The organism is Alcaligenes faecalis (assembly GCF_002443155.1).
Classification (GTDB): domain Bacteria; phylum Pseudomonadota; class Gammaproteobacteria; order Burkholderiales; family Burkholderiaceae_B; genus Alcaligenes; species Alcaligenes faecalis.
Genome location: NZ_CP023667.1, coordinates 1,876,974 through 1,901,466 on the forward strand (window position 1 = coordinate 1,876,974; position 24,493 = coordinate 1,901,466).

The window sequence follows — 24,493 nt, forward strand, 5'->3', positions numbered from 1 at the left end:
AGTGCAAGGCACCCGGGCTCCGGTTGTTCCAGTGGTTGATAACAATCAGATAGTACGCCTACAATCGTACTATTAACAAGATTTTTTCTACGCGCCATGCATCCAAACCACAGCACAGGGCGAAAACGGTACGTGGACACAGGTACAATCACCGCGACGAATAATGACAGGACTCTACATGCTTCCCAATCATCCCGAGCGCGCGCAGATTCGCTTGGAAAATGTACTGACTGCCCTGGGCAATCCCTTGCGCCTGGCCGTTGTGCGTGCTCTGGCCTCTGAAGGCGAACGCGCATGTGGCTCGCTGCTGCAAGGCCAAACCAAATCCACCATGACGCATCACTGGCGTGTCTTGCGCGATAGCGGCGTGATCTGGCAACGGCCTTCTGGACGAGAAAACCTGCTATCGCTGCGCAAGGACGATCTGGAGGAGCGCTTTCCCGGCCTGCTGCATTCCTTGCTGGGCGCGCTGGAAAATGACCCGGTGACCGAAGCAACCACTGCACAGCATCTGCAAAACGCCGCTAAATAATAAAAATACCCTGAAAATCAAACTGCCCGCCAAAGGTCGGATCAGCATCCAACTTTTGGCGGGCAGTTCACAGACAGGATCGGGATTGCCGGGGCAAGAACCCAAGCACGGAATCAGACCCGTTCAAACGGGCTTACTTGCCGCGCAAGGCTGATTGAGCACCGCGCAGCGCCGTGCGCAAGCCCTCTTCCAATACGGGGTGGTAGAACGGCATGGCCAGCATCTGATCCAGGGTCAGCCCCATCTGCAAGGACCAGGCCAACAAATGGGCGATATGTTCGGCTTGAGGCCCGACCATCTCAGCTCCCAGGAACTTGCCTTCCTTATCCGCATACACATGCAGCAAGCCACGGTTGACCAGCATCACGCGGGCACGGCCCTGATTGCCGAAGTTCACACTCCCTGTCACCGCGCCTTCTGGCAGGGATTTAAAGGGCGTGCCAACCACGGCCACCTGTGGATCCGTGAACATCACCGCCATGCGCGCACGACGCGTCATAGGCTCGTCCTGGCCATTGCTGACGGCCTGCAAAGCAGCAAGACGACCATCATCCGCTGCCTCGTGCAAGATCGGCGCACGCTGGTTCACATCACCCGCCAGATAAATGGAGGTGCCTTTTAGCTGCAGGCTGGCAGGGTCATACACTACTCGTCCTTTGCTATCCCACTGTGCAGGAGTATTGTCCAGCCCCAGATTATCCAACTGTGGTCTGCGGCCTGCGGCGCCGAGAACGTAGTCGTAATCCTCGACCAGTTCCTTACCGTCCACCTGCAAGCGCACGCGCGCCTTGCCATTGACGACTTCGCTGCCCAACACGGTTACGTCAGCGCGAATGTTCAGTTCCTGATTGAAAATCGCCCGCCCAGCTTCACGCACCTCAGGATCAGAAAGCCCAGCCAGGCTCTGGCTGCGGTTGATAATGGACACCTTCACGCCCACACGCGCCAGCGCCTGACCCAACTCCAGGCCAATCACGCCCGTACCGACAACCAGCACGCTGTCCGGTAAATCCGTCCAGTCGAACACGTCTTCGTTATTAATCAGCAAGGCACCCAGCGGCTCCAGCTCCTTGGGGCGCACGGGCGTGGAGCCGGTGGCGATAATCACGTGCCCTGCGGTGATACGGGTATGGTCATCCACTTCCAGCACATGCTCGGACACAAAACGGGCATGGCCACGCACTTTGTCTTCGGCATCAAAGCCTTCCACATCGTCCACCACGAACTGCACAAAGCGATCCCGCTCGCGACGCACGCGGTCCATGACCTCTTTGCCTTCAATGCGGATATTGCCGTCTACGTGAACACCAAAAGGAGCGGTATGGCGGGCATGATGGGCAGCATCGGCAGCTGCGATCAGCAATTTGGATGGCATGCAGCCAACACGCGCGCACATGGTGCCATAAGGACCTGATTCAATCATCAACGTTCGTTTGCCGGCTCGTTTGGCCGTACGATACGCTGTCATGCCTGCTGTCCCTGCTCCAATTACGGCAATATCACACTGAATTTCTTTCATAACCGCTCCTTGAGTCCATACCAAGGCAATCAGGGGCCAGATGACCTGCCCGACCGCCCGTTCTACAATGTGCAGAATTGACTCTTTCAATCATAACGCAGTCCCCTTGCACTGCCCGAGGAAAGCCCATGCTGATTAGTGAAGCGGCCCGCATCACCGGCCTGACACCCAAGATGATTCGGCACTATGAAGATCTGGGACTCCTGAATAGTGACCGTGCCCCCAATGGCTACCGCGTCTACCAGGATCAGGACCTGGATACCTTGCACTTTATCGTTCGTGCCAAGGACCTGGGTTTCAATCTGGCGGACATTCAGCAACTGACCAGCTTATGGCGTGATCAGCAACGCCCCAGCAGCGAGGTCAAGCAGCTGGCTCAGGCACATATCAAAGCGCTGGAAAGCCGAGCCGCCCTCTTACTGGACATGGCGGCCAAGCTGCGGGTGCTGGCTGAACAATGCCAGGGGGACCAGCATCCCGACTGCCCCATCCTGGATGGTTTGGAAGGCGGCCATTGCTCCGGGTCGGTAAAGACCACAGCCTGAGCGCAGGCTCATCCAGGCACATGCCCCGCTTGTCGGCATACCTCCCCGAACCTCTTAAAACAAAGCGGCCAAAAAAAACCTCTCAACCCTTCAACAAGGCTTGAGAGGCAGCGGCATCGTGCCAAAGCTCCAGATAGGCTAGGAACCAGCCACCAAATTAGGCAGCCACACCGACACTTGCGGGAACAGGGTCAAGATAATGAGTACCAGCAAGGCCGTGAACAGGAAGGGAGCAATCCCCACCACGCCACGCTCCAAAGAGATGCGAGCCAGCAAGGACGAGATATTCAGGCACAAGCCGGCGGGTGGTGTAATCAGACCGATGCACAGGTTCACGACGGCAACCACGGTAAAGTGAGTCGGATCAATCCCCAGCTTCATCGCAATGGGATAGAGCACAGGAATCAACATCACCAAGGCGGCGTTGGTTTCCAGGAACATACCCACGATCAGCAACAGCACATTGACGAACAGCAGGAACACAAGCGGGTTGCTGATGTTTTCCAAAACGAAAGCGGAAATGGCTTCGGGAATACTGACGTACGCCAGCAGCCAGCTAAAGACACGCGCTGCTGCAACGATGATCATGATCACAGCGGTGGTATGAGCGGCGCCCACCAGGCTGTCTACAAAGATTTTCCAGGTGATCTGACGGTAAACCAACGTCCCGACGAGCAAGGCATAAATCACCGCCATGATGGCGGCCTCGGTAATATTGAAAATACCACTGCGAATGCCACCCAGAATAAAGACTGGCAGCAACAAGGCGAAGACCGAGTTCTTAAAGGTAATCCAGATTTCCTGGCCCGAAGCTTTACCTTGCGTTGGGAAATTATTACGTTTACTGATCCACCAGCTCATCACCAGCATGGACAGCATATAAAGAGCACCTGGCACCACACCGGCCAAGAACAAGGTCGTGATGGACTGGCCTGTCAGTACGGCCACCACAATAAACGGGATGGAAGGCGGAATGATGGGAGCCACCACGTTCGCGGCTGCAATAACGCCGCCTGCAAAACCGGGGGGATAGCCAGATCGAATCATGGCGGGAATCATGATACGGCCTAACGCACTGGTGTCTGCCACAGCCGAGCCGGAGATACCGGCAAACATGCCCGAGGCCAGCACACCGCTCATGGCCAGTCCACCTTTGAAACGGCCCAACAAGGCATTGGCAAAATCCAGCAAGCGACTGGTCAAGCCACCGGAGGTCATCAAGCTACCGGCCAAGACAAAGAACGGAATGGCCAGCAAGGAAAAACTGTCCAGTCCGCTGAACAATTGCTGTGGAACCGCCATCAAGCTGATATCACCCAGTGCTACCAAAGCAGCCAGAACGCCCGCCGTGATGGCAAAGCCGATCGGCATGCCAATCAGCATGAGAATGAGCGTCAGAAGGGTAATTAAGGTTACGGTGATCATAAAAAGTGTTTTCCGTACTTAGGGATGCTCGTCGATGCTGCCAGATGTCCAATCAGGCTGACTGCCCAAGCGGATTAACAGCAAAATCACCACGCACAAGCCCATTCCCAGCCACAGGGACGCATAGACCCAGGACATGGGGATATCCATCGCTGCCGAGAGCTGAACCGCATTGATTTGCGCAAATTCCCAACCGTAGTAGGTAATGCAGAGCAAGGTCGCCAGCATCAGCAGGTCGCGAATAATCAAGACGCGTCGTTTGAGCTTGCTTGAAATGTGATCCAGCAGAATCGTGACCGTGACATGACCACTACGGCGCAATACAGCCGCACTGCCCAGTAAGGAAATCCACACCATCAAGAAGCGAGCAACTTCCTCACTCCAAGAGGACATATCTTTCAGGACGTAGCGAGAGAAGATCTGCCATGCAATAACCGCACACATCACAAACATCATGCTGCCGATAATCCAGTCCAGCGCCTTTTCAATAACAGACGCGCTTTTATCGGCCCAATTTTCTGTTTTGGTCGGTACGTTGTTAGTTGTCATAACTTTTACCTGTGGGGTCGGGACATGAGGGTGACGCATGTCCCGATTTTTTCATTATTGAACGGCGCGGATTTTATCCAGCCAAACCTGCAGCTCAGGGAACTCAGCATCCATGGCTTGAATCTTGGTCGCAAAGGCTTCGCGGTCAACGGCGTTGAATGCCATGCCTTTTCCGATCAGGAACTGCTTCATGTTTTCTTCTTCCACAATCATGCGATCCGTGGCTTCCTTCATCACACGCTCACCCTCTTCCTGCAGAATCTGGCGTGTTTCTTCCGGCAGTTTCTTGAAGTAGGCGTCCGAGTAGATCAATGTCATGGCGCCGATGGTGTGCTGGGTCTCAGCCACGTTCTTTTGCACTTCGAACAGATTGACGTTCTTGATCACTTCCAAGGGGTTTTCCTGACCATCGATCATGCCGTGCTGCAGGGAGGTGAACAGCTCAGCCATGCCCATAGGCACCGGGCTGGCACCCAGCGTGGTCCAGGTGCTGCGATACATGCGCAGTGGCGGGACACGCATTTTCAGGCCATGCAAATCGTCCGGGTTTTGAATCACACGGTTCGAAGTCAGATAGCGAGCGCCACGATAGGCCGCCCCCACCAGCTTGAACCCGCTTTCCTTGGCGATCTGGTCATACAGTTCCTGGCCGACTGGACCGGTATAAACCGCACGGTAGTGATCCATATCGCGAATCAGGTAGGGGTAGGCTTCGACACCGGCCGATTTTGCGTAGCGGTCCAGTGCTCCCACACTTTGCAGCACAATGTGGTTGGTACCCATGCGCAAACCTTCGATGGACTGAGGCCAGTCACCGGTCAAGCCATTGGCGTCGATATTGATCTTGATTTTCCCGCCCGAACGCTCTTCCACAGCAGCCTTGAAGCGCTCTGCGGTTTGCCCCCAGTGGTCCTGGGCAGCATAGATATGCGCAAACTTCAGCGTAACGGGTTTGATTTCTGCCTGAGCGGCAACACTGCTGAACAAGCCAACAGCGGCAAAAACGGTAGCGAGTAGAGAAAACTTTTTCATGTCTTCCTCCGTATTAATCGTTATATGAAAAGAGGTGGACTACTGACCGGAAGGACGGCCCAGGAAGCTTTGATCATCCAGAGCCAGGGTCATGGCGGTCAAGGCAGCCAGATAGCTGTAATGACGCATGCCCATGCAAATGCCAGTAGCGGTATGAGTGAAGCTGGACTGAATGCTGCCACCGCCCAAACCACGGGCCGCGCCTGCACTTGCAGCAATATTCGAGAAGTGAACTTCCATCACAGGCAGCTCAGTGTCTTCCAGGGCATGACGCACGCCTTCCCCAATTGTGGTCAGGCCAGCGGGATTGATCAGGTAGCCATCTACCCGATGAGCGGACTCGTGGATGTATTCCAAAATATCGCCCATGTGGTTGGACGAAAAATTTTCGACCTCTACACCCAACTGCTCACCAAAGTTGCGCACACACGCCTTGAGCTCGTCCAGGGACTGAATGTTTCCATAGACTTTTTTGCTGCGCTTACCCAGGCTCGACATGTTCGGGCCATCAATCACAGCGATAAGGTGTTTGCGGTTGGAAGAACGGGTGATGGTGAAGTTATGTGCACTCATGCTTGGAAGCCTCTTGCCAAGTGGGATTAGTTAAAACGCAGACCAGCATCCACATTCAGTGTCTGACCCGTGATGTATTTGCTTTCATCGGAAGCCAGGAACATGGTGGCGCCGATCATGTCGCTGACATCCCCTTTGCGTTTCAGGGTTTGGGCAGCGATGATGGCGTCCCATTGCTCTGGACGAATGGTGTCGCGTGGCACTTCGGTCACAATGCCGTGCGGGCTGATGGCATTGACGTTGATGCAGTATTCACCCAGCTCGGTAGCCAGGGCGCGGGTCAAGGCGACAACCGCCCCTTTGGAGGCCACGTAGTGCGCGTAATTCGCGCGGCCCGTAACCACAACGCTGGAAGAAATATTGATGATCTTGCCGCTTTGTTGCTGCTTCATGAAGGGCGATACCGCCTTGATGCAGTTAAAGACACCACGGGCATTCACGCCCATCACAAAGTCCCACTCGTCTGCGTCGATTTCTTCAAATGGCTTCATTTTCAGAGTCGAGAAAACGGCCGCATTGTTAATCAGCACGTCTACTGTGCCGAAGGCTTTGACTGCCTGTGCAACCATCTCGGCCGTGCTCTTGTCGTCCGACACATCAACTTTGACGGCCAGGGCCTGACCATTCTCTGCCTGAATTTCTGCAGCAACAGCCTGTGCTTTTTCGATGTTCAAATCAGCAACCACCACTGCGGCACCTGCCTTGGCAAATTCTTGCGCGTAGGCACGACCAATCCCTTGGCCCGCTCCGGTGATAATCACTGTTTTATTTTCAAATCTCACGATAGTTCCTTCTTTGATTGGTATGGGTATGAATGTGTTCAGGCAGGCATACGCAAGGTAGCCATACCACCATCAATATTGATGATGGTGCCGGTGTAGGACAGCGCACCCGGATGGGCAACGTGGGCAACCAGGCGAGCAACCTCCTCGGGCTGTACCATTTGCCCGGTGGGTTGGCGACGGTGAAACTCATTGCGCTTGGCCACCGGATCGCTAGTGCGATTGGCCAGCTCGGTCATGAAGGGGGTGTCTACGGTCGCGGGGGCGATACCCACTACGCGAATCTGCTCGGCAATCAAATCGGCGGACATGGCCAGTGTCATGGACTGGATCGCCCCTTTGCTGGCTGAATACAGCGCACGCTCGGGTAAACCATTGATCGCGGTGCAGGAAGACATATTGACGATCACGGCATTTTTCGACTGACGCAAATACGGCAAACACGCACGCGTACTACGCATATAGCCCAGCACGTTGATGTTAAAAATGCGTAGCCAGTCTTCGTCACTGCCATCTTCTATCGTGCCCACAAAGCTCACACCGGCGTTGTTGACCAAGACATCAATACGACCCTGTTCCTGGGCAAACCCGGCCAGCGCCCGATTCAAGGATGCCTGATCGGTCACATCGGCAATCAAAGCCGTGGCCCCTTCCGGAATGCCCTCAGGCTGACGGTCAATACCGCCAACAATGGCGCCCAGTTCCAGCAGGTGCTGGCATACAGCCTGGCCTATGCCTGCTGCGGCACCTGTGACAACAACAATTCGGCCTGTAAAGTCTGACATAAGCGTTCCTAGCAAAAATGTGTGGTACCAGACGCCTTGAAATGCGCCAATAGCAAGGCCATCAAGGTATCGGGCGGGGTCAGCGGCAACATGTGCCCTCCCCCATCAATAACGTGCAGGGCTGTCTGTGTCTTGCCCGCCTTGTGCAAGGCATTCAGGATGATTTGCATGGCACTGGCGGGCGTAGACAGATCCTGACTGCCCGTCAGCAGCAAAGTGGCCGGCAAGTGCGCCGCCAGCTCACCGTACCCGGAAAACTGGGCAAGACTTTGCCAACTGCTCAGCAATGTCTGCACCGGAACCAGGCTGAGCTGTTGCTCTGCGTACTGTATGGCCTGGGCTAGCTCAGGGCTGGTCGCCAGGCCACCAAACCAGCGCTGCATGGTGGTCTCTACAATGGTTTGACGACTTTCATGCTGCATGGCCTGGGCCCGCTCACCAAATACCGCCAAGCCCATTGGCGGGCTGGCAATAATGCTCAGGCTTTGCACCTTTTTAGAGGGACAATCGGCCAGCCTGGCCGCTGCCAACGCCGCGATCACCCCACCAATCGAATGCCCCAGCAAATGAACCTTGTCAAAACGGCAGGACTCCACCACCTTGACGGCATCATCCACCAAGGTATCCAGGTCGAACTGCGATAACGCAGCGGCCGAGCCATGGCCTCGCAGGTCGTAACTCAGACACGGATAAACGGCAGCCAAGTGGCTGAACAGTGCGTCAAAGGAACGCGCATCGACCCCGATGGAGTGCAAGGCAATGACACCTTCATCGCCGCTCGTGCCCTTCTGCGCAACGAGCAAGGACCCGGGGTAAGGAAGCCTGACCAATGGGGTCGTCATGCTTGGCTGCACGTACTGTTCAACAACACGCCTTTACTTTGTAAAGACGACACGGCGTCAGCAGACAGGCTTAACCACTCACCCAACACGCGCGCATCATCCTCCCCCTTCCTGGGAGGGAAACGAGATGGAGTGGCTTCGGCGCCCACAAATTTGATGGGGTTTCCAACGACCTCAATACTGTGATCTTCATTTTGAAGGGCCAGAATCATGCTGCGTTCTGAATCGCGAGCATGTGCCAATGCCTCTGGCACGGACTGGATCAGCGCAACCGGGACACTATGCTCTTCCAGTAATGGAATCCAATGTGCAGCCGCCTGTGTCGCAAAAGCGCTTTCAAGCTGCTCCCACAAGGCATGTTTGTTTTTCAGGCGACTGGCACCAGTCTGGAAGCGTTCATCATCAATGAGCGACTCCAGGCCCAGTACACGACACAAGCCTTGCCACATTCTCTCGGTATTAGCCGTCACTACAAACTCGCGGCCATCACCACCCCGAAAAGAGCGGTAGGTAGGAATAGAGTCATGCTTGGCGCCCTGGGGAGCGGGCGTCACGCCCGCAATCAAGGAATAGGCACTTTGATAAGACAGCATGGCCAACTGGCAATCCAGCATCGCCACATCCACAATCCGGCCTTTCCCGGTACGTTCCCTGTCGGCCAGGGCGGCATTGATGGCGATAGTCGCGTACAAGCCAGCGACCGTATCACCGGCTGGAATGCCCAAACGTACGGCTGGTCTGCCCTCTTCGCCCGTCAGGCTCATGACGCCTGACAGGGCTTGCACAATCATGTCGTAAGCAGGTTTGTCACGATCCGGGCCGGTTTGCCCAAAACCACTAATGGACGCCCAGACCAGACCGGGGTGTTCCTCACACAAGGCTTGTGGGTCCAGGCCCAGACGGGCCGCCACGCCCGGGCGGTAATTTTCCACAACCACATCCGCTTTCAGAATCAGTTGTCGAACCAGGTCCAGCCCTTCAGCGGTTTTCAGATTTACCGCCAAACTGCTTTTATTGCGATTGATACTCAGATAATAAGCACTATCCTCACCCACAAAATGGGGGGGAATACTGCGGCTGGAGTCACCTTCCGGTGCCTCGATCTTGACCACTTCAGCCCCCAGATCCCCCAGCACCTGTGTGCAGAAGGGACCGGACAAAAAGGTAGTGAGGTCGATGACCTTATAGCCTGCCAGGGGCTGCGCGGTAGCGGTATGACTCATAATTTGGTTTTTCTATGTCGGTATCCGAACATCTCGGACAGTTTTTCGGCATGATGAATAACGGCAGCGGTAATGGCGCTCAAACCTGCACTGGGCACACGGGTAGTGGGCATGGTCAAACAAATACAGCCCACAATGCCGTGGTTATCAAAGACGGGGGCCGCAACCCCGCGTGCATCGGGCAACTTCTCGCTCATGCTGTGGGCATAGCCGTTCTGGCGCACTTCGCTCAGCTCTGCCAAAAGCGACTCCAAAGCAGGCAAAGGTGCATCTTGCGCCGGAGAGGTCTCGGCCTTGGCATACACACGCTCTATCGTGTCCTGATCCAGATACGCCAAAATAGCCTTGCCGGAAGCCCCCCAGACCAGGGACATGGGTTTGTGCAAATCAATCTGATATTGCAGCTTGTGCTCGCCTCGTGCGATGGCGGCAAAACTCATGGCCGACTCGCTGACGGCATACGTGCCAAACAGGACAGTCTCGTTGAACTCGGAAGCAATCTCGTCCAGAGATTTTTGTGCCAAGGCAGGCTTGGATTCAGCGCTCATCACTTGCGCCGCTACTCGATAAAATTCAGGCCCAATGCTGTACAAACCACTTCCACCACTGACCACCGCAACAAAATCATCTTTGCGCAGCAGATTGAGCAAGCGGTGAGCCGTTGAAGGGGCCAGGCCCATTTGCTCGGACACTTGCTTGACGGTTACCGGGCCATTGGACTCCGCCAAGACAGCCAATAGCTGAAGCGCACGGCTTACGGTTCCGGTTGAACTAGTAGAGGTGGACGTGTTTTGTGTGGTCATATCTGGGCTTCAAAAATATGGATTGCACAAGCACCATGATCAAGGCCCGCAATACCGCCACCCGTGACGTGTGTCATGGCGTAGCGAGCATCTGGAACCTGACGTTCTCCGGCTTGGTGTGTCAGTTGCCAGTACATTTCCACGGCTTGGGCCACACCGCTTGCTCCCACTGGGTGGCCCTTGGCCAGCAAACCGCCACTGGGGTTCACCACCACATCACCGCCGTAGGTACTACGGCCATCCAGCAGGAACTGAGCAGACTGCCCGACCTCACACAAACCTAGTGCTTCGTAATAAATAAGTTCGGCGATTGTAAACGCGTCATGCAGCTCAACCGCATCCAGATCCTGGGCTGTAATCCCCGCCATCTTGTAGGCATCGCGGGCAGATTCCGCCGAAATCTCGGGACGAGTCATATCGCGAAAACCGCTGGTCGCCTGACCGGAATGCAGCACCGACGCAGCGACTCGCATGGCAGGTTTCTGCAAGCGTTTCAAGGCACGCTCGGACACCATGATCAAGGCCGCCGCGCCATCACCCGTAGGGCAACATTGCAGCAAGGTCAGTGGGTCACAAATAGGACGGGATGCCAGCACCTGCTCCACGGTCAGTGGATCGCGATACTGTGCATAGGGATTATGTTTACTGTGTGTGCGAGCCTTGATGGAGACCTGCGCCAGAACTTCTGGCCCCAGATTGCGTTCATGCAGGTACCGACGAGCACGCATGCCATACACCGCAGGCATCACCAAGCCCTGCTTGACCTCGGGATCCTCCTGTACCAAAGGCAAGGTGCCTCCGCCAAACTGCGTCAGCTTGTCCACACCGATCACCAGCACGACGTCGTGTCGGCCAGCCTGGATATCTTTCCACGCCAAGTGAATAGCTGTGGCCCCACCCGAGCAGGCGTTATCGCAATTGACGACAGGCACTGTACCAATACCGATTTCCTTGACCAGACGCTGCCCCGTCAACATGCCACCAAAGGCGTGGCCGCAAACAACAGCATCAATATCCTGAGCCTGTACACCGGCACTGGCCATCGCGTTAAGGATTGCTGGCAAGGCCAAACCGGTATAGCTGGATTCTTTATGACGAGCCATGGGAATCATGGCCGCGCCGACTACATATGCTTCACTCACCTTACTTCTCCGCCGACATAGGAGTTACAAACCAGTCATTGCCATCGGTGGCGGTACTGACAGGCATATCGCAATACAAGGCACTCAGGTCTTCACAACGTACGTGTGCCAAAACACGAACTCCGTTAGGAAAATCTACATATCCCAAGGTGTAAGGCGTGGGACGCGACGCGGAAACATAAATGGTAGAAAAACTGTAGAGCTTTCCAAATGGGCCAAAAAACATGTCTTGCATGTCGCGAGCACCCGTTTCCATACACACTTCACGGACAGGAAAAGCCTTGCTGCCGCTGGAACGGCTCTGGCTGCCACGCAACAAGACCGCGCCATCTTCAACAACAAACTGGCTAGCCTGGTCTAACGCAATATCTCGTATCGGCTGTGCATTTGCACCGAAAGCCATCGCCGTCGGCAGCTCAGTAGATTCAGTAACTGGCATGAATTAATCCTTGCAGCATTAATTAACTTGATTCCAAAAATTCTCAATTTGCAGTGCGAAGGCTTCGGGCACTTCAACCGGCGCCGTGTGACCGGACTGCTCAAATACCGTATGTGTGCTGTCTGGAAGCAAGCTGTGCATATGCTCCATATCAGCGGGCTTTTTAGCTCTATCCAAAGCACCGCTGATCAACAAATGAGGGGTGGTATTGCCTGCCAAAAGGAACTGATAGTCAGGACGGGCAAACACGCCATTGACTGAGTTGGCAATGCTGGGAGGCAAGTGTGTGAAGTGGTCACGCCACTGCTCTTGCTGAGCCTGAGCAGCAAGGTCTGTGCTTGCCAGAAAGGCGTCTCCAAACATGGTTTGCAGCAAGGCCGAGACATAGGGCGCACCGCCATCTCGACGCAGTTGCGCTTCCAGTTGGTCAAAGCGCTCTTTCTGCTGTTCTGCCATCGAGGTGCAGCAAGACAGGACAGCAGAACGGACCAACTGAGGTGCGCACTGCATCAGCTCCTGAGCCACGTAACCTCCCATCGAGCTACCCACTACATGCATGGAAGAAATCCGCAGTGCTTGGGCCAGGAACGCGTAGTCCTGTGCCAACTGATGCATGGTGGCGGGCTTCTGGCCTGCGGTGCTCAAACCCTGATTACGATGATCCGGGCAAATAATGTGCCATTCGTTTTGCAAAGCCTGAATCACGGGCAGGAACATGCCTCCATTGAAAAACAGGGAGTGCAGCATGAGCACGGATGGACGAGATGCGCTGGCCTGCCCAATTTCTGCGTAATGCAGTTCGGCCCCATCGGGAAGCATCAAGTGCTGCGTGCTGACTTGTTTCATCATTTTTCGGTATGTATTCCGTTTAGCGGAATGTAATTCTAATATATGGAATAATGATAAAAGCGTGGTTAGCTTCATGCCTATCAGTACAAACCCTAGGGCACAAAAAAAGCCTGAATCCAGAAAGGATTCAGGCTCTTTAAAACTATCCAAAGCAATCACCACTTTGGGTGTTGCCATGGAACCGGCGCTATTTTAGAACCGGTTCATCATCAGCCGGACTCAAGCAGCTTGCCACTCCGTCACAAACTTTTGTGGCTCGGGACGCTGGGCAGGACCCAGATTGTGAATAGGCGTACCTACCGACACAAAGCCCAGGAATTGGTAATCCAGGGAATCGAAGCCCAGGGCTTCCGGAACTTCTTCACCATAGGTGCCCAGGCCAGTGCTCCAGAAAGCGCCAAAGCCCAACTGGTGAGCCGCATGCAGCATATTGCTGACGGCTGCGCCCGTTGCCAGGACACGTTCCAGTTCAGGGATTTTTTCTTCACCATGATCGATGTGGCTGGCCACGGCGATCAGCATGGGCACTTTGGCCAGCCAAGCGCGGACACTGGCAGCTTTCTGCTCGGTCAAGGGATTGCCTGCGCGCTCATTGGCGGCAATGGCCAGTTCACCCAAAGCCTGTACGTTTTCGCCACGAATCAGGCAAAAACGCCATGGCTGCAAACGGCCATGGTCAGGAGCGACCATGGCCGCACGCAAAATCAGGTCCAGCTCTTGCTCGTTCGGACCGGGGCCTTGCACCAGCTTGATGGAGCGGCGGGACAATAGGGAGTCAATAGTACTCATAATGCTTCCAGAATCAGTTAAGAGTGCCCTGCCCTGATGGCAGGGCTCAGTCAGGCTTGAGCAGGAGCGCCCGCTTGCACCAGCAGAGCTTTCATGTCGCGCACGGCTTTTTCCCAACCGTCAAAGACAGCCTGGGCAACAATGGCGTGACCAATATTGAGCTCCGTCAGCCCGGGCAAGGCGGCAATCGCTTGGACGTTGCCGTAGTGCAGGCCGTGACCGGCATTCACACGCAGACCTTGCGACACACCTTGAGCAATACCGGCACGGATACGTTCCAGTTCGCTGGCGGCCTGCTCGGGCGTTTGAGCATCCGCATAAGTGCCGGTGTGCAGTTCAATCACGGTAGCGCCCACGTCGCTGGCGGCACGGATTTGCGCCGGGTCGGCATCAATGAACAGCGAAACACGAATGCCGGCGGCCTGCAATTGCTGCACAGCAGCCTTGACCTGGTCCAGATGCCCGACCACATCCAGACCACCTTCGGTCGTCAGTTCAGCACGGTGTTCGGGAACCAGGCAGACATCGTCCGGTTTGATACGGCACGCAATGTCCAGCATTTCGGTGGTGATGGCGCATTCCAGATTCATCCGGGTACGCAGTACGGGGCGCAGGGCCTCGACGTCGGCATCCTGAATATGACGCCGGTCTTCACGCAAGTGTAAGGTGATCAGGTCCGCTCCGGCTTCTTCTGCTCGCAAAGCGGCCTGAATTGGATCAGGGTATGTGGTCAGACGCTGCTGGCGCAGCGTCGCCACATGATCGATATTGACGCCCAGTTCTAACATTCCCCAAGGACCTCCGTAGTTTCAGGGATGAATGACCAGACGTATTATCGCCTGTTTACTCCGGTGCTGTCCCAGTGGCCTGGGTCTTTGTTTCAGGCTTGACGGTTTCAGCTGTCCAGCCGCCACCCAAAGCCTTGTACAACTCGACCCGGTTCATCAGGGATGCCAAGCCAGTCTGAATGTAGGCTTGACGCGTACTGTACAGGCTGACTTCCGCCGTTTGCACCTGCAGGAAGCTGTCTATACCCACTTCGTAACGCAGCTTGGCCAAACGCAAGCTTTCGCTGGCAGCCTGATCAACCTCTTGCAAGGCGTCGATCTGCTGACCGTAGGTGGCTTCGCCCGCCAGAGCATCAGCCACTTCGCGGAAGGCTTCCTGAATGGTTTTTTCATACTGGCTGATCGCAATGTCACGACGAGCCTCGGCCAGATCCAGATTGGCCCAAGTGCTGCCGGACAGCAGCGGCATGGTGATTTGCGGCTGGAACTGCCAGTAACGGTTACCCGAACTGAACAGACCACCCAGCTCGGGGCTCATGAAGCCCAACAGGCCAGTCAGGCTCAGACGCGGGAAGAACGCAGCGCGTGCTGCACCGATGCTGTAGTTAGAGCCGCGCAAGACGTGCTCGGCCGCCACAATATCAGGACGACGCTCCAGCAGTTCTGCCGACAGCCCCACGGGCAAGCTAGGCATCAGCTGCGCACGGGTAAACGGCAAGCCTGCTGGCAGATCTGTGGGGATTTCACGTCCCAGCAAGACCTGCAAGGCATTCAGTGCACGCTGACGATCACGCTCGACAGCCTGCATATCGGAACGCACGGTGTTGTATTGCACCTTGGCCTGGTTCAGGTCCAGCGCAGACACGGTACCGGCATCGTAAGAGGACTGCACCAGACGCAGTGTTTCCTGACGGCTGCGCAAGGTATTGCTCATCAAAGCATGCAGCTCTTCGGCAGTACGCACCTTGAAGTAGGCTTCCGCCGTGCCCGCCACCAGGGCGATATGGGCAGTACGCTGGGCCTGCTCGGTGGCAAAGTACTGTTCTTGAGCGGCACGGGCCAGATCACGCACTCGGCCAAAGAAGTCCAGCTCAAAAGCAGTAATACCGACACCGGCCTGGAACGTACGGGTTACCGGGGCCGAATTTGGACCACCAGGACGCAGTTCAGCCGGTGTGTGGGTGGCCTGCTCGGCCGCCTGCACACCAATGCTGGGCAACTGATCACTGCGGGCCACGCCATACTGGGCACGAGCTTCCTCGATGCGCTGGGTGGCAATACGCAGGTCACGGTTGTTTTCCAGGGCCTGTTCGATCAGGGCATGCAGACGCGGATCGGTAAAGAATTCACGCCAGCCCAGATCAGCAGCCTGTGCCGCATCCGCCTGGCCCTGCTGGGCCAGAGGGAATTGTGCAGGCACGGGGGAATCAGGACGCTCGTACTTCGGTGCCAAGGAGCAAGCCGACAAGGCAAACGCCACGGCCAGCACCAGGGGACTACGTAAAAACATGCTAGACATCAGTGCTGCCCTCCTTGCGAACCGGCCGGCTGTGCAGCTTGTTTGGCCTGTTCTTCCTCGTGCAATTTAGCGGCTTCGCCAAACAGACGGGGTTTAGTTTTAAAGAGCTTGAGGATTACGACAAAGAAGGTCGGCACCATCAAGACAGCCAACGGCGTTGCGGCCAACATACCGCCCAGCACGCCCAGACCCACTGCGTTCTGGCTGGCAGCACCCGCACCGGTGGAGGTAGCCAGAGGCACCACACCCAGCACAAAGGCGAAGGAGGTCATCAGGATAGGACGGAAACGCAGGCGGGCAGCTTCCAGAGTGGCATCGACCAAGGTGGCGCCACGTGCGTAGGCATCCTTGGCAAACTCCACAATCAGAATCGCGTTCTTCGCTGACAGACCGATCACCGTCACGATACCGACCTGGAAGTACACGTCGTTAGGCATGCCCAGACCGGAGACCAGCAAGACCGAACCCAGCATACCCAGCGGTACGGCCAGCATCACAGACAGCGGGATCGCCCAGCTTTCGTACAAGGCAGCCAGCAGCATGAACACCACCAGAACGGCCAAGCCCATCAAGATACCCGACTGACCGGCAGCCTGACGTTCCTGGTAGGACAGACCGGTCCAGTCCACGCCAAAACCGCTAGGCAATTGCTTCATCAGGTTTTCCATCTCGATCATGGCTTCACCCGAGGTGTAGCCTGGAGCGGGACCACCACTGATACGAACGGACTCGTAGCTGTTGTAGCGCACGATCTGTACCGGACCTTGTTCCGTTGTCTGGTTCACAAAGGCGGACAGCGGAACCATCTTGCCTTCGCTGTTGCGAGCATTCAGCTTGAGCACATCATCAATGGTCATGCGGTATGGCGCATCAGCTTGTACCCAGACACTTTGCACACGGCCCTGGTTGGTAAATTTACCCACGAAGGACGAGCCCAGAGCGCCGCCAATCAAGGCAGAGGCTTCGCTGAAGTTCACACCCAAGGCCGCCGCCTTGTCACGGTCAATTTCCAGACGAATCTGTTTGCCAGGTCCCAAGCCGGTAATACGCACGCTCTGCGGATCAAACACAGGGCTTTGCTTGGCCAGGTTCAGCAACTGGTCAGCAGCGGCCATCAGGGCATCGTGACCCATGCCACCGCGATCCTCCAGACGCATATCAATACCCGAGGAGTTACCCAGAGCAGAAATAGCGGGCGGCACAATTGCGATCACCATGGAGTCGGGCAAACCGAACAGCAACTGACCCATGGCCTTGCCGGAAATGGCTTGAGCCGAGTTTTCCTGGCCTTTACGTTCGTTGAAGTCCTTCAAGGGCACAAAGGCGATTGCCGAGTTCAAACCACTACCGTTAAAGCTGAAACCCTGCACGGCGATGATGTTTTCAACCTGAGGCTGCTCTTTGAAATAGTCCTCGACCTTGGAGATGGTTTCAATCGTACGGTTGGCTGTCGAACCGGCAGGCAGCTCGATGTTGGCAATCACGTAGCCCTGATCTTCCTCAGGCAAGAACGCGGTTGGCATGCGCATGTACAGGAAGCCCAGAACCAGCACCATGATCAGGTAGATGAACATCATCCGACCGCCACGACGCAAGGTCTTGCCAATAAAGCTTTCGTAGCCGTTGGTGGTACGCGTAAAGACACGGTTGAACCAGCCAAAGAAGCCACGCTTGGTTTCGTGATGGCCCTTGGGGATAGGTTTCAACAAGGTCGCGCACAGAGCAGGTGTAAAGGTCAGTGCCAAAAAGCCGGAGAAGGCAATCGACACGGCCATGGCCACCGAGAACTGACGGTAAATCACACCCACCGAACCGGCCATGAATGCAAGGGGCAAGAACACGGCCGACAGCACCAGCGTAATACCCACAATAGCGCCACTAATTTGCGGCATGGCTTTCTTGGTCGCTTCCTTAGGCGAGAGCCCGTCTTCCACCATGATACGTTCGACGTTCTCCACCACCACGATCGCGTCGTCCACCAAAATACCAATGGCCAGCACCATCGCGAACATGGTCAGCACGTTCACGGACATGCCCAGCACCTGCATCACCGCGAAGGCCCCCAGAATAGCCACCGGCACCACCAGTGCAGGGATCAGGGTATAGCGCACGTTTTGCAGGAACACGTACATCACGATGAACACCAGCACCATGGCTTCCAGCAAGGTGTAGACCACCTGGGTGATGGACTTGTCCACGTAGGGCGAGGTGTCGTAAGGAATGTCGTAGCGGATGTTTTCCGGGAAGAACTCGGCCAACTTCTCCATTTCGACTTTAATCGCTGCGGCGGTATCCAGCGCGTTCGCTTCGGGCAGCAAGGAGATAGCAAAAGCCGCTGTCGGCTTGCTGTTCAGACGAGCACCAAACTGGTAGTTGTCCGCCCCCACTTCCACACGAGCGACATCTTTAATACGCACGGTCGAACCATCAGGCTGCGAGCGCAGAATGATGTTCTCAAACTCTTCCACCGTTGCCAGCTGACCGTTCACCGTAATGGGTGCGGCCACACGCTGGCTGTCCTGATTAGGTGGGCCACCCAGAATACCGGCAGACACCAGCATGTTTTGCTGACGAATGGCGTTGGTCACGTCGGCTGGACTCATCTGGTAACCGACCAGCTTGGCAGGGTCCAGCCACACACGCATGGCGCGACCGGCTGCAAACAGCTGGAAGCGAGCCACACCAGGAACACGAGAAATCGTGTTCTTGATGTTGCGTTCAATGTAGTCGGCCAAAGCTGTCTGGTCCAGGCTGCCGTCCGTGGAGGACAAGGTCACCACTTGCAGAAAACCCGTACTGGATTGCTCAACGTGCAGGCCCTGCTCCATCACCGCGGTCGGCAAGGACGCGGTAATGTTGCTGACCCGGTTCTGGACGTCCACCTGAGCCATGTCAGGATTGGTACCAGGACGGAAAGTAGCGGTGATTTCGGTCGAGCCGTAGGAGTCACTGACGGACTCGTAGTACAGCAGGCCTTTGGCACCGTTCAGCTGATCTTCAATCACACTGGCTACCGTACTGGCGACGTCTTCCGCCGTCGCACCTGGGTAGGTCGCCCGGATGGTGACCGAAGGTGGTGCCACATCGGGATACTGCGCTACAGGCATATTGGGCAAGGCCAATAAGCCAAATAGCGTGATCGCCAAGGCAACGACCCATGCAAAAATGGGCCTTTCAATAAAAAACTGAGGCATGTCGCTTACTCGCTAGACTTGGCTTCGTTTGGCTCAGCAGCGGCGGCCGGTTCCTGTGCGGGGGCCGCATCAGGAGCAGGTGCAGCGGCTGACTTGTCGCCCTTCCAAGGCATCGTCTGGACAGGGGCACCGGGACGAATCTTCTGGAAGCCTTCGACAATGATCTGGTCGCCGGCTTGCAAGCCTTTGTTGACCACATACTGACCATCGCTCTCAGGTCCCAACACGACAGGTACGGACTGGGCTTTTTCTTCACGAACTACATAAATGTTGGAAGCACCATCCGAGGTGTACTGAACAGCTTGGGCGGGCACCAGCAAGGCATCCGGAATAACGCCTTGTTCCAGACGTACGCGTACGTACATGCCGGGCAAGAGGATTTCGTCGGGGTTCGGGAACACGGCACGCAAGGTTACTTGCGAGGTGGAGGGATCCACGCTGACACCGCTAAACAGCAAAGCGCCATCCTGATCGTACAGGGAACCATCTTCCAGAACGGCCTTGGCTTTGGCCTGGCCTTCACCAGCCGACTTCAAGGTGCCATCGGCCATGGCGCGACGCAGCTGCGTCAGTTCAGCAGTGGAACGTGTCACGTCAATATAGACACGGTCCAGTTGCTGCACGGTGGCCATATGGGTGGCGTTGGCGGCAGAGACCAGGGCCCCTTCAGTAACCAGAGACTTGCCGATACGGCCCGATACGGGCGACACAATCTTGGTGTAGCCCAAATCGATATTGGCGCTGTCCAAGGTTGCTTGCGCAGCGGCAATGGCGGCATCCGCCTGCATGGCGCGGGCCTTGGCGTTATCGTAATCCTGGCGGGAAACCGCATTTTCCTTGATCAGGCGCTCGTAACGCTGGGCCAATTGCTTGGCGCTTTGCGCGTCGGCCTGGGCATTTTTCAGCTGGGCGGCAGCCTGATTGCGAACTGCGCGGTACGGAGCCGGGTCAATGGTAAACAAGAGCTGGTCTTGTTTGACATCAGCGCCCTGCTCAAAGTTGATCTCTTCCACAATCCCGGAAACACGGGCGCGGATTTGTGCATCTTTAATAGCTTCGACTCGTCCAGGCAGCTCGGAGAACAACTCGGTAGAGGTCGGTTGGACGGTAATCACACTGACCGGGACCTTCATCCCGCCGGCCGGAGCTTGAGGCTCTTTGTTGCCGCAAGCGGCCAGAAGAACCAAGGAAGAGAAGGCAGCAATGCGAAAAGTCTGCCGACCCAACAAGCTTTGAAATGACATGAAGAACTCCTGAGCTAAGCGTTGCATGGGAGTTTAACGCTTAAACTGACTGGATTGTATGGTTTGGACAAGCAGCAAGTATATGTCGAAAAAGCCCAAATCAAACAGCAAAATTTGCGATGAGACTCATTCTTATCTTGCAATCGTTTGGCGACTACGATTAGCCAGCTACCCCCTTGCACTTGCCCCGTCGTCAGCCCACGTCAAAAGAACACGTATTATCATATACCTAGGGTTTTTTGAGTATAAAAAAACCGCGTTTAACCCCTAGAGTTGACGCGGTTTTCCAGATCCGGAATAGTGCTTTCTAACCTAGCAATAAACTATCGTCGGCTAGTGTTTCACCCCGCACCCGCTCAAACATCTCCAGCAAATCACGCACATCCAGACCCTGGCGTTGCTCGCCGCTGACATCCAGTACTACCTTGCCCTGGTGCAGCATCACCGTGCGATCACCCACGTCCAGAGCCTGACGCATGCTGTGCGTCACCATCATGGTAGTCAGGCCACCTTCACGCACAATACGGTTAGTCAGTTGCAAAACAAAGTCAGCCGTACGCGGGTCCAGCGCAGCCGTATGCTCGTCCAGCAGCAAGATCTTGGAAGGACGCAGTGCGGCCATCAGCAAGCTGACAGCCTGACGCTGGCCCCCCGACAACAAACCAATACGGTCTGTCAGACGGTTTTCCAGACCCAGGCCCAAGGTTTCCAGACGCTCCGCAAATTCAGCACGCATGGAGTGACGCACGGCACGGCTCAGACCGCGGCGGCTGCCACGGCAAGTGGCCAGCGCCATATTCTCTTCAATGGTCAGATCTTCACAGGTCCCGGCCATCGGATCCTGAAACACACGCGCCACCCAGTTGGCACGCTCCCAAACCGGGCGACGAGTCACATCCACGTTGTCGATCATGATTTGACCATCATCGACAGACTGGTCGCCCGAGATCGCATTCAGAAAGGTGGACTTGCCCGCGCCGTTCGAACCGATCACGGTCACAAACTGCCCTTCGGGAATGGTCAGGGACAGCCCGCGCAAGGCACGGGTTTCAATAGGCGTGCCTGGGTTAAAGGTCAGGCACAGGTTTTTTGCTTCCAACATTACTGGGCCCCCTTCTGTTTACGAGCACGCTTTTTCTTGAGCAATGGAATCACCAGCGCCACGGTTACCAGCAAAGCGGTGACCAGGTTCAGGTCCTGGGCTTTCAGACCGATGACATCGGCATTCAGGGCCAAAGCAATAAAGAAGCGGTACAGAATCGCGCCCAGCACCACGGCCAAAGTGGCGTAGAACAGTTTGCGGGCGGGCAAGATGCTTTCACCCACAATCACGGCAGCCAGACCAATCACGATGGTCCCGATACCCATGGAAATATCCGCCCCACCCTGCGACTGAGCAAACAAGGCGCCGGCCAATGCAACCAGCGCATTGGAAATCGCCATGCCCAGCAAGAGCATATTGCCGGTTGCCACGCCTTGCGCACGCGCCATACGCGCATTGGCACCGGTAGCACGCATGGCCAGACCCGTTTGCGTACCAAAGAACCAGTCCAGCGCCAGCTTGGCAATGATCACCAAACCGATCAGCAGCAAAGGACGAGCAATATAGTCAGCAATGGATTCAGGCTGCAGAATCGTGAAGACCGTCGGTTCCATGATCAAGGGCACATTGGGGCGACCCATGATGCGCAAGTTGATGGAATACAAGGCAATCATCATCAGGATACTGGCCAGCAGATCCATGATTTTCAGGCGTACGTTCAACCAGCCGGTAATGGTGCCGGCAATGGCGCCTGCAAAGGTGGCCACGACGGTCGCCAGGAAAGGGTCATTGCCCTGGCTGATCAAGATGGCGGCAACCGCCCCACCCAAAGGAAAACTGCCATCGACCGTCAGGTCAGGGAATCGCAAGATGCGAAAGGAAATCAGAACACCCAGAGCAACCAGTCCGAAAATCAGACCAATCTCCAGGGCCCCCCACATTGAATAAATAGACATATTGTTGGACGTCTAGGATACAAAAGAAACAGGCGGGCAGCTTGTGGCAACCCACCTGCAAGAAGCAGTCAGCTCAGGCTTATTCGACGATTTTTGTAGCGGACTTCACGAAGTCCTCGTTAAGCGACACGCCTTGGCGCTTGGCAGCGCCCGGATTGACATACAGTTCCAGATTGCTGCTGGTCTCGGAAGCCATATCGCCGGGTTTTTCGCCCTTCAGAATACGGATGACCTGTTGACCGGTTTGCAGACCCAGGTTGTAGTAGTTCACGCCCAAAGCCGCGATAGCACCACGGGCCACACTGTCGGTGTCCGAAGCGATCAAAGGCACTTTGGCGTCCACGCCCACTTTTACCAGGGACTCGTAGGCCGACACCACGTTATTGTCGGTATTGGTGTAGATCACATCGACCTTGCCCACCAGGCTACGAGCAGCCGCCCCCACATCCACGGTACGAGGCGCGGTGGCTTCCACCAGCGTCATGCCGTGCTTGGGCAGCAATTCTTTCATTTCTTTAACGACCACGGCGGAGTTGGCTTCGCCAGGGTTGTAAACCATACCCACACGCTTGGCATCAGGCACGACTTTCTTGATCAAATCAACCTGGGCTTCCAGTGCCAGCGCATCGGACACGCCTGTCACGTTGGTGCCCGACGGTGCCATGCTGGGCACCAGGTGCGCCACCACAGGATCGGTCACGGCCGAGTACACCACAGGGATAGTCTTGGTTGCCGACACCACGGCTTGCGCCGAAGGAGTGGAAATGGCCACAATCACGTCAGCCTTGTCACCGACGAATTTACGAGCGATCTGAGCCGCAATCGCAGGGTTGCCCTGGGCGGTCTGAAACTGCCATTTGAAGCCGGAGGCTTCGTTATAACCAGCATCGGTCAGCGCTTTGTGTACTCCATCCTTAATGGCGTCCAGAGCCGGATGTTCCACAATCGACGATACCGATACAGATTGCGCATGAACTGCAGCGCCCGACATCAATCCTACACAAGCCAAAGCGGCCGCCACCTGATGCACCGATCTGATCAGTTTCATCCAATACTCCTTAGATGCAAAAAAACGAAAATTTTAGGTGTTTAGTCTAACGCGAACGGCAGGACTTTGACCCTTCAGGTAATCCCTGCCCCGCTACCCTACTGGTCCTGCATCTGGCGACGGAACGAGAGCAGTTCCCTGGCCCACCGCGTAGCCGGCAAACCATAATCGGCCTGCACTTGCTCGGCCCGACTCAGCAGTTCTCCGGCCGTCATCTCCAGCGTGCTGCCTTTGAAGGCCAGAACCACCTGATTGCCCTCGTCCATTTCAGGCAAGAGCAATACTTTGCCATTAAAGGCTTCACGAATGTTGTCAATATTATGTTTGAAGCTGGGATGGGCACCAAAAAGATTCACCGTCATGATGCCTTCATCATCCAGAACCGCGCGGCAATCCTGATAGAACTCCAGACTGTCACGTACCGGGCCTTCGGCATGCGCGTCGTACAAGTCCACCATCAAGGCGCGATACTGACTGTGCTGATCGCTATCCTGTACCCAGACACCGGCGTCAGCCTGATCAATCAGAGACCGTGGGCTGCGCGGTAGCCGGAAGAAAGCATTGCACATGCCAATCACCGACGGATTCCACTCCACCGTCTGTACCTGACTGCTGGTCTGCTTCAGGCAGAAACGCAGCAGGGAACCCGCCCCCAGCCCCAGAATAGCCAGTTTGTGCTCGGGTTTGGGGTCTTCCATAAATAGCAGCCAGGCCATCATTTGTTGCGTGTAGGCCAAGACCAATTCAGCGGGCTTGCGAATACGCATTGCACCTTGAATCCACTCCGTTCCAAAGTGCAGATAACGAATTCCTTCGCTTTCCGATAACGTAGGACTATCGTCCCCCTGCTCACCAGCCATGAAACTCTTCCTT

Annotated in this window: 24 protein-coding genes; 2 read left to right on the plus strand and 22 right to left on the minus strand. The window is 55.9% G+C overall.

The window, feature by feature from the left end; translation table 11 throughout:
- The first annotated feature begins 178 nt into the window (after positions 1 to 178).
- Entirely contained in the window at positions 179 to 532 is a 354-nt protein-coding gene (locus CPY64_RS08745; protein ID WP_009457063.1) for an ArsR/SmtB family transcription factor, read from the plus strand.
- A 133-nt stretch (positions 533 to 665) separates the two neighbouring features.
- Here the strand turns inward: CPY64_RS08745 and CPY64_RS08750 are convergent, their stop codons facing one another.
- On the minus strand, positions 666 to 2,051 hold the full coding sequence (locus CPY64_RS08750; protein ID WP_042480832.1) for a dihydrolipoyl dehydrogenase: 1,386 nt from the start codon (positions 2,049 to 2,051) through the stop codon (positions 666 to 668).
- A 128-nt stretch (positions 2,052 to 2,179) separates the two neighbouring features.
- On the opposite strand from CPY64_RS08750, the gene CPY64_RS08755 reads away from it, so the two are divergent.
- Entirely contained in the window at positions 2,180 to 2,596 is a 417-nt protein-coding gene (locus CPY64_RS08755; RefSeq protein ID WP_042480834.1) for a MerR family transcriptional regulator, read from the plus strand.
- A 138-nt stretch (positions 2,597 to 2,734) separates the two neighbouring features.
- Here the strand turns inward: CPY64_RS08755 and CPY64_RS08760 are convergent, their stop codons facing one another.
- From CPY64_RS08760 to CPY64_RS08860, 21 genes are all read right to left on the minus strand, one after another.
- Positions 2,735 to 4,021 carry a TRAP transporter large permease gene (locus CPY64_RS08760; protein WP_042480836.1) on the minus strand — a complete coding sequence of 429 codons (1,287 nt, stop codon included), beginning with the start codon at positions 4,019 to 4,021 and terminating at the stop codon, positions 2,735 to 2,737.
- Positions 4,022 to 4,039: 18 nt separating this feature from the next.
- The gene (locus tag CPY64_RS08765; RefSeq protein ID WP_042480839.1) at positions 4,040 to 4,570 is read right to left on the minus strand and encodes a TRAP transporter small permease; all 531 of its coding nucleotides are present in this window, start codon (positions 4,568 to 4,570) and stop codon (positions 4,040 to 4,042) included.
- A gap of 54 nt (positions 4,571 to 4,624) precedes the next feature.
- Entirely contained in the window at positions 4,625 to 5,602 is a 978-nt protein-coding gene (locus tag CPY64_RS08770) for a TRAP transporter substrate-binding protein (protein ID WP_042480840.1), read from the minus strand.
- A gap of 39 nt (positions 5,603 to 5,641) precedes the next feature.
- Positions 5,642 to 6,175, minus strand: coding sequence for a type II 3-dehydroquinate dehydratase (locus CPY64_RS08775; RefSeq protein WP_042480843.1), 534 nt, complete (start codon positions 6,173 to 6,175; stop codon positions 5,642 to 5,644).
- Between the two features lie 26 nt (positions 6,176 to 6,201).
- On the minus strand, positions 6,202 to 6,957 hold the full coding sequence (locus tag CPY64_RS08780) for an SDR family NAD(P)-dependent oxidoreductase (protein WP_042480846.1): 756 nt from the start codon (positions 6,955 to 6,957) through the stop codon (positions 6,202 to 6,204).
- A 38-nt stretch (positions 6,958 to 6,995) separates the two neighbouring features.
- Positions 6,996 to 7,742: an SDR family NAD(P)-dependent oxidoreductase gene (locus CPY64_RS08785; RefSeq protein ID WP_042480850.1), complete on the minus strand. Its 747-nt coding sequence runs from the start codon at positions 7,740 to 7,742 to the stop codon at positions 6,996 to 6,998.
- 8 nt (positions 7,743 to 7,750) lie between these two features.
- The gene (locus tag CPY64_RS08790) at positions 7,751 to 8,584 is read right to left on the minus strand and encodes an alpha/beta fold hydrolase (RefSeq protein ID WP_042480852.1); all 834 of its coding nucleotides are present in this window, start codon (positions 8,582 to 8,584) and stop codon (positions 7,751 to 7,753) included.
- Entirely contained in the window at positions 8,581 to 9,807 is a 1,227-nt protein-coding gene (locus CPY64_RS08795; RefSeq protein ID WP_042480855.1) for a CaiB/BaiF CoA transferase family protein, read from the minus strand. The genes CPY64_RS08790 and CPY64_RS08795 overlap by 4 nt, the downstream gene beginning before the upstream one ends.
- A complete protein-coding gene (locus CPY64_RS08800) occupies positions 9,804 to 10,610 on the minus strand; it encodes an IclR family transcriptional regulator (RefSeq protein WP_080723684.1) in 807 nt (268 codons plus the stop codon). The genes CPY64_RS08795 and CPY64_RS08800 overlap by 4 nt, the downstream gene beginning before the upstream one ends.
- Positions 10,607 to 11,752 (minus strand): thiolase family protein, encoded by a 1,146-nt coding sequence (locus CPY64_RS08805; RefSeq protein ID WP_042480859.1) that lies wholly within the window; start codon positions 11,750 to 11,752, stop codon positions 10,607 to 10,609. Before CPY64_RS08805 ends, CPY64_RS08800 begins: the two co-directional genes overlap by 4 nt.
- 1 nt (position 11,753) lies before the next feature.
- Positions 11,754 to 12,191, minus strand: coding sequence for a Zn-ribbon domain-containing OB-fold protein (locus CPY64_RS08810; protein ID WP_042480862.1), 438 nt, complete (start codon positions 12,189 to 12,191; stop codon positions 11,754 to 11,756).
- Between the two features lie 18 nt (positions 12,192 to 12,209).
- Complete coding sequence (locus CPY64_RS08815; protein WP_042480865.1) at positions 12,210 to 13,040, minus strand: alpha/beta fold hydrolase; 831 nt, start codon at positions 13,038 to 13,040, stop codon at positions 12,210 to 12,212.
- Between the two features lie 219 nt (positions 13,041 to 13,259).
- The gene (locus tag CPY64_RS08820; RefSeq protein WP_042480868.1) at positions 13,260 to 13,829 is read right to left on the minus strand and encodes a nitroreductase family protein; all 570 of its coding nucleotides are present in this window, start codon (positions 13,827 to 13,829) and stop codon (positions 13,260 to 13,262) included.
- Between the two features lie 50 nt (positions 13,830 to 13,879).
- Entirely contained in the window at positions 13,880 to 14,617 is a 738-nt protein-coding gene (gene pdxJ, locus CPY64_RS08825) for a pyridoxine 5'-phosphate synthase (protein WP_009457072.1), read from the minus strand.
- Between the two features lie 55 nt (positions 14,618 to 14,672).
- Positions 14,673 to 16,136, minus strand: coding sequence for an efflux transporter outer membrane subunit (locus CPY64_RS08830; protein ID WP_042480873.1), 1,464 nt, complete (start codon positions 16,134 to 16,136; stop codon positions 14,673 to 14,675).
- Entirely contained in the window at positions 16,136 to 19,330 is a 3,195-nt protein-coding gene (locus CPY64_RS08835; RefSeq protein WP_042480877.1) for an efflux RND transporter permease subunit, read from the minus strand. The genes CPY64_RS08830 and CPY64_RS08835 overlap by 1 nt, the downstream gene beginning before the upstream one ends.
- 5 nt (positions 19,331 to 19,335) lie before the next feature.
- The gene (locus CPY64_RS08840; RefSeq protein ID WP_042480881.1) at positions 19,336 to 20,574 is read right to left on the minus strand and encodes an efflux RND transporter periplasmic adaptor subunit; all 1,239 of its coding nucleotides are present in this window, start codon (positions 20,572 to 20,574) and stop codon (positions 19,336 to 19,338) included.
- A 307-nt stretch (positions 20,575 to 20,881) separates the two neighbouring features.
- The gene (locus CPY64_RS08845; RefSeq protein ID WP_042480884.1) at positions 20,882 to 21,676 is read right to left on the minus strand and encodes an ABC transporter ATP-binding protein; all 795 of its coding nucleotides are present in this window, start codon (positions 21,674 to 21,676) and stop codon (positions 20,882 to 20,884) included.
- Positions 21,676 to 22,572, minus strand: a complete 897-nt coding sequence (locus CPY64_RS08850; RefSeq protein ID WP_026483313.1) for an ABC transporter permease — start codon at positions 22,570 to 22,572, stop codon at positions 21,676 to 21,678. The genes CPY64_RS08845 and CPY64_RS08850 overlap by 1 nt, the downstream gene beginning before the upstream one ends.
- 79 nt (positions 22,573 to 22,651) lie before the next feature.
- Positions 22,652 to 23,620, minus strand: coding sequence for an ABC transporter substrate-binding protein (locus CPY64_RS08855; RefSeq protein ID WP_009457081.1), 969 nt, complete (start codon positions 23,618 to 23,620; stop codon positions 22,652 to 22,654).
- A gap of 98 nt (positions 23,621 to 23,718) precedes the next feature.
- On the minus strand, positions 23,719 to 24,480 hold the full coding sequence (locus CPY64_RS08860; protein ID WP_035271766.1) for a class I SAM-dependent methyltransferase: 762 nt from the start codon (positions 24,478 to 24,480) through the stop codon (positions 23,719 to 23,721).
- Between the last annotated feature and the right edge of the window lie 13 nt (positions 24,481 to 24,493).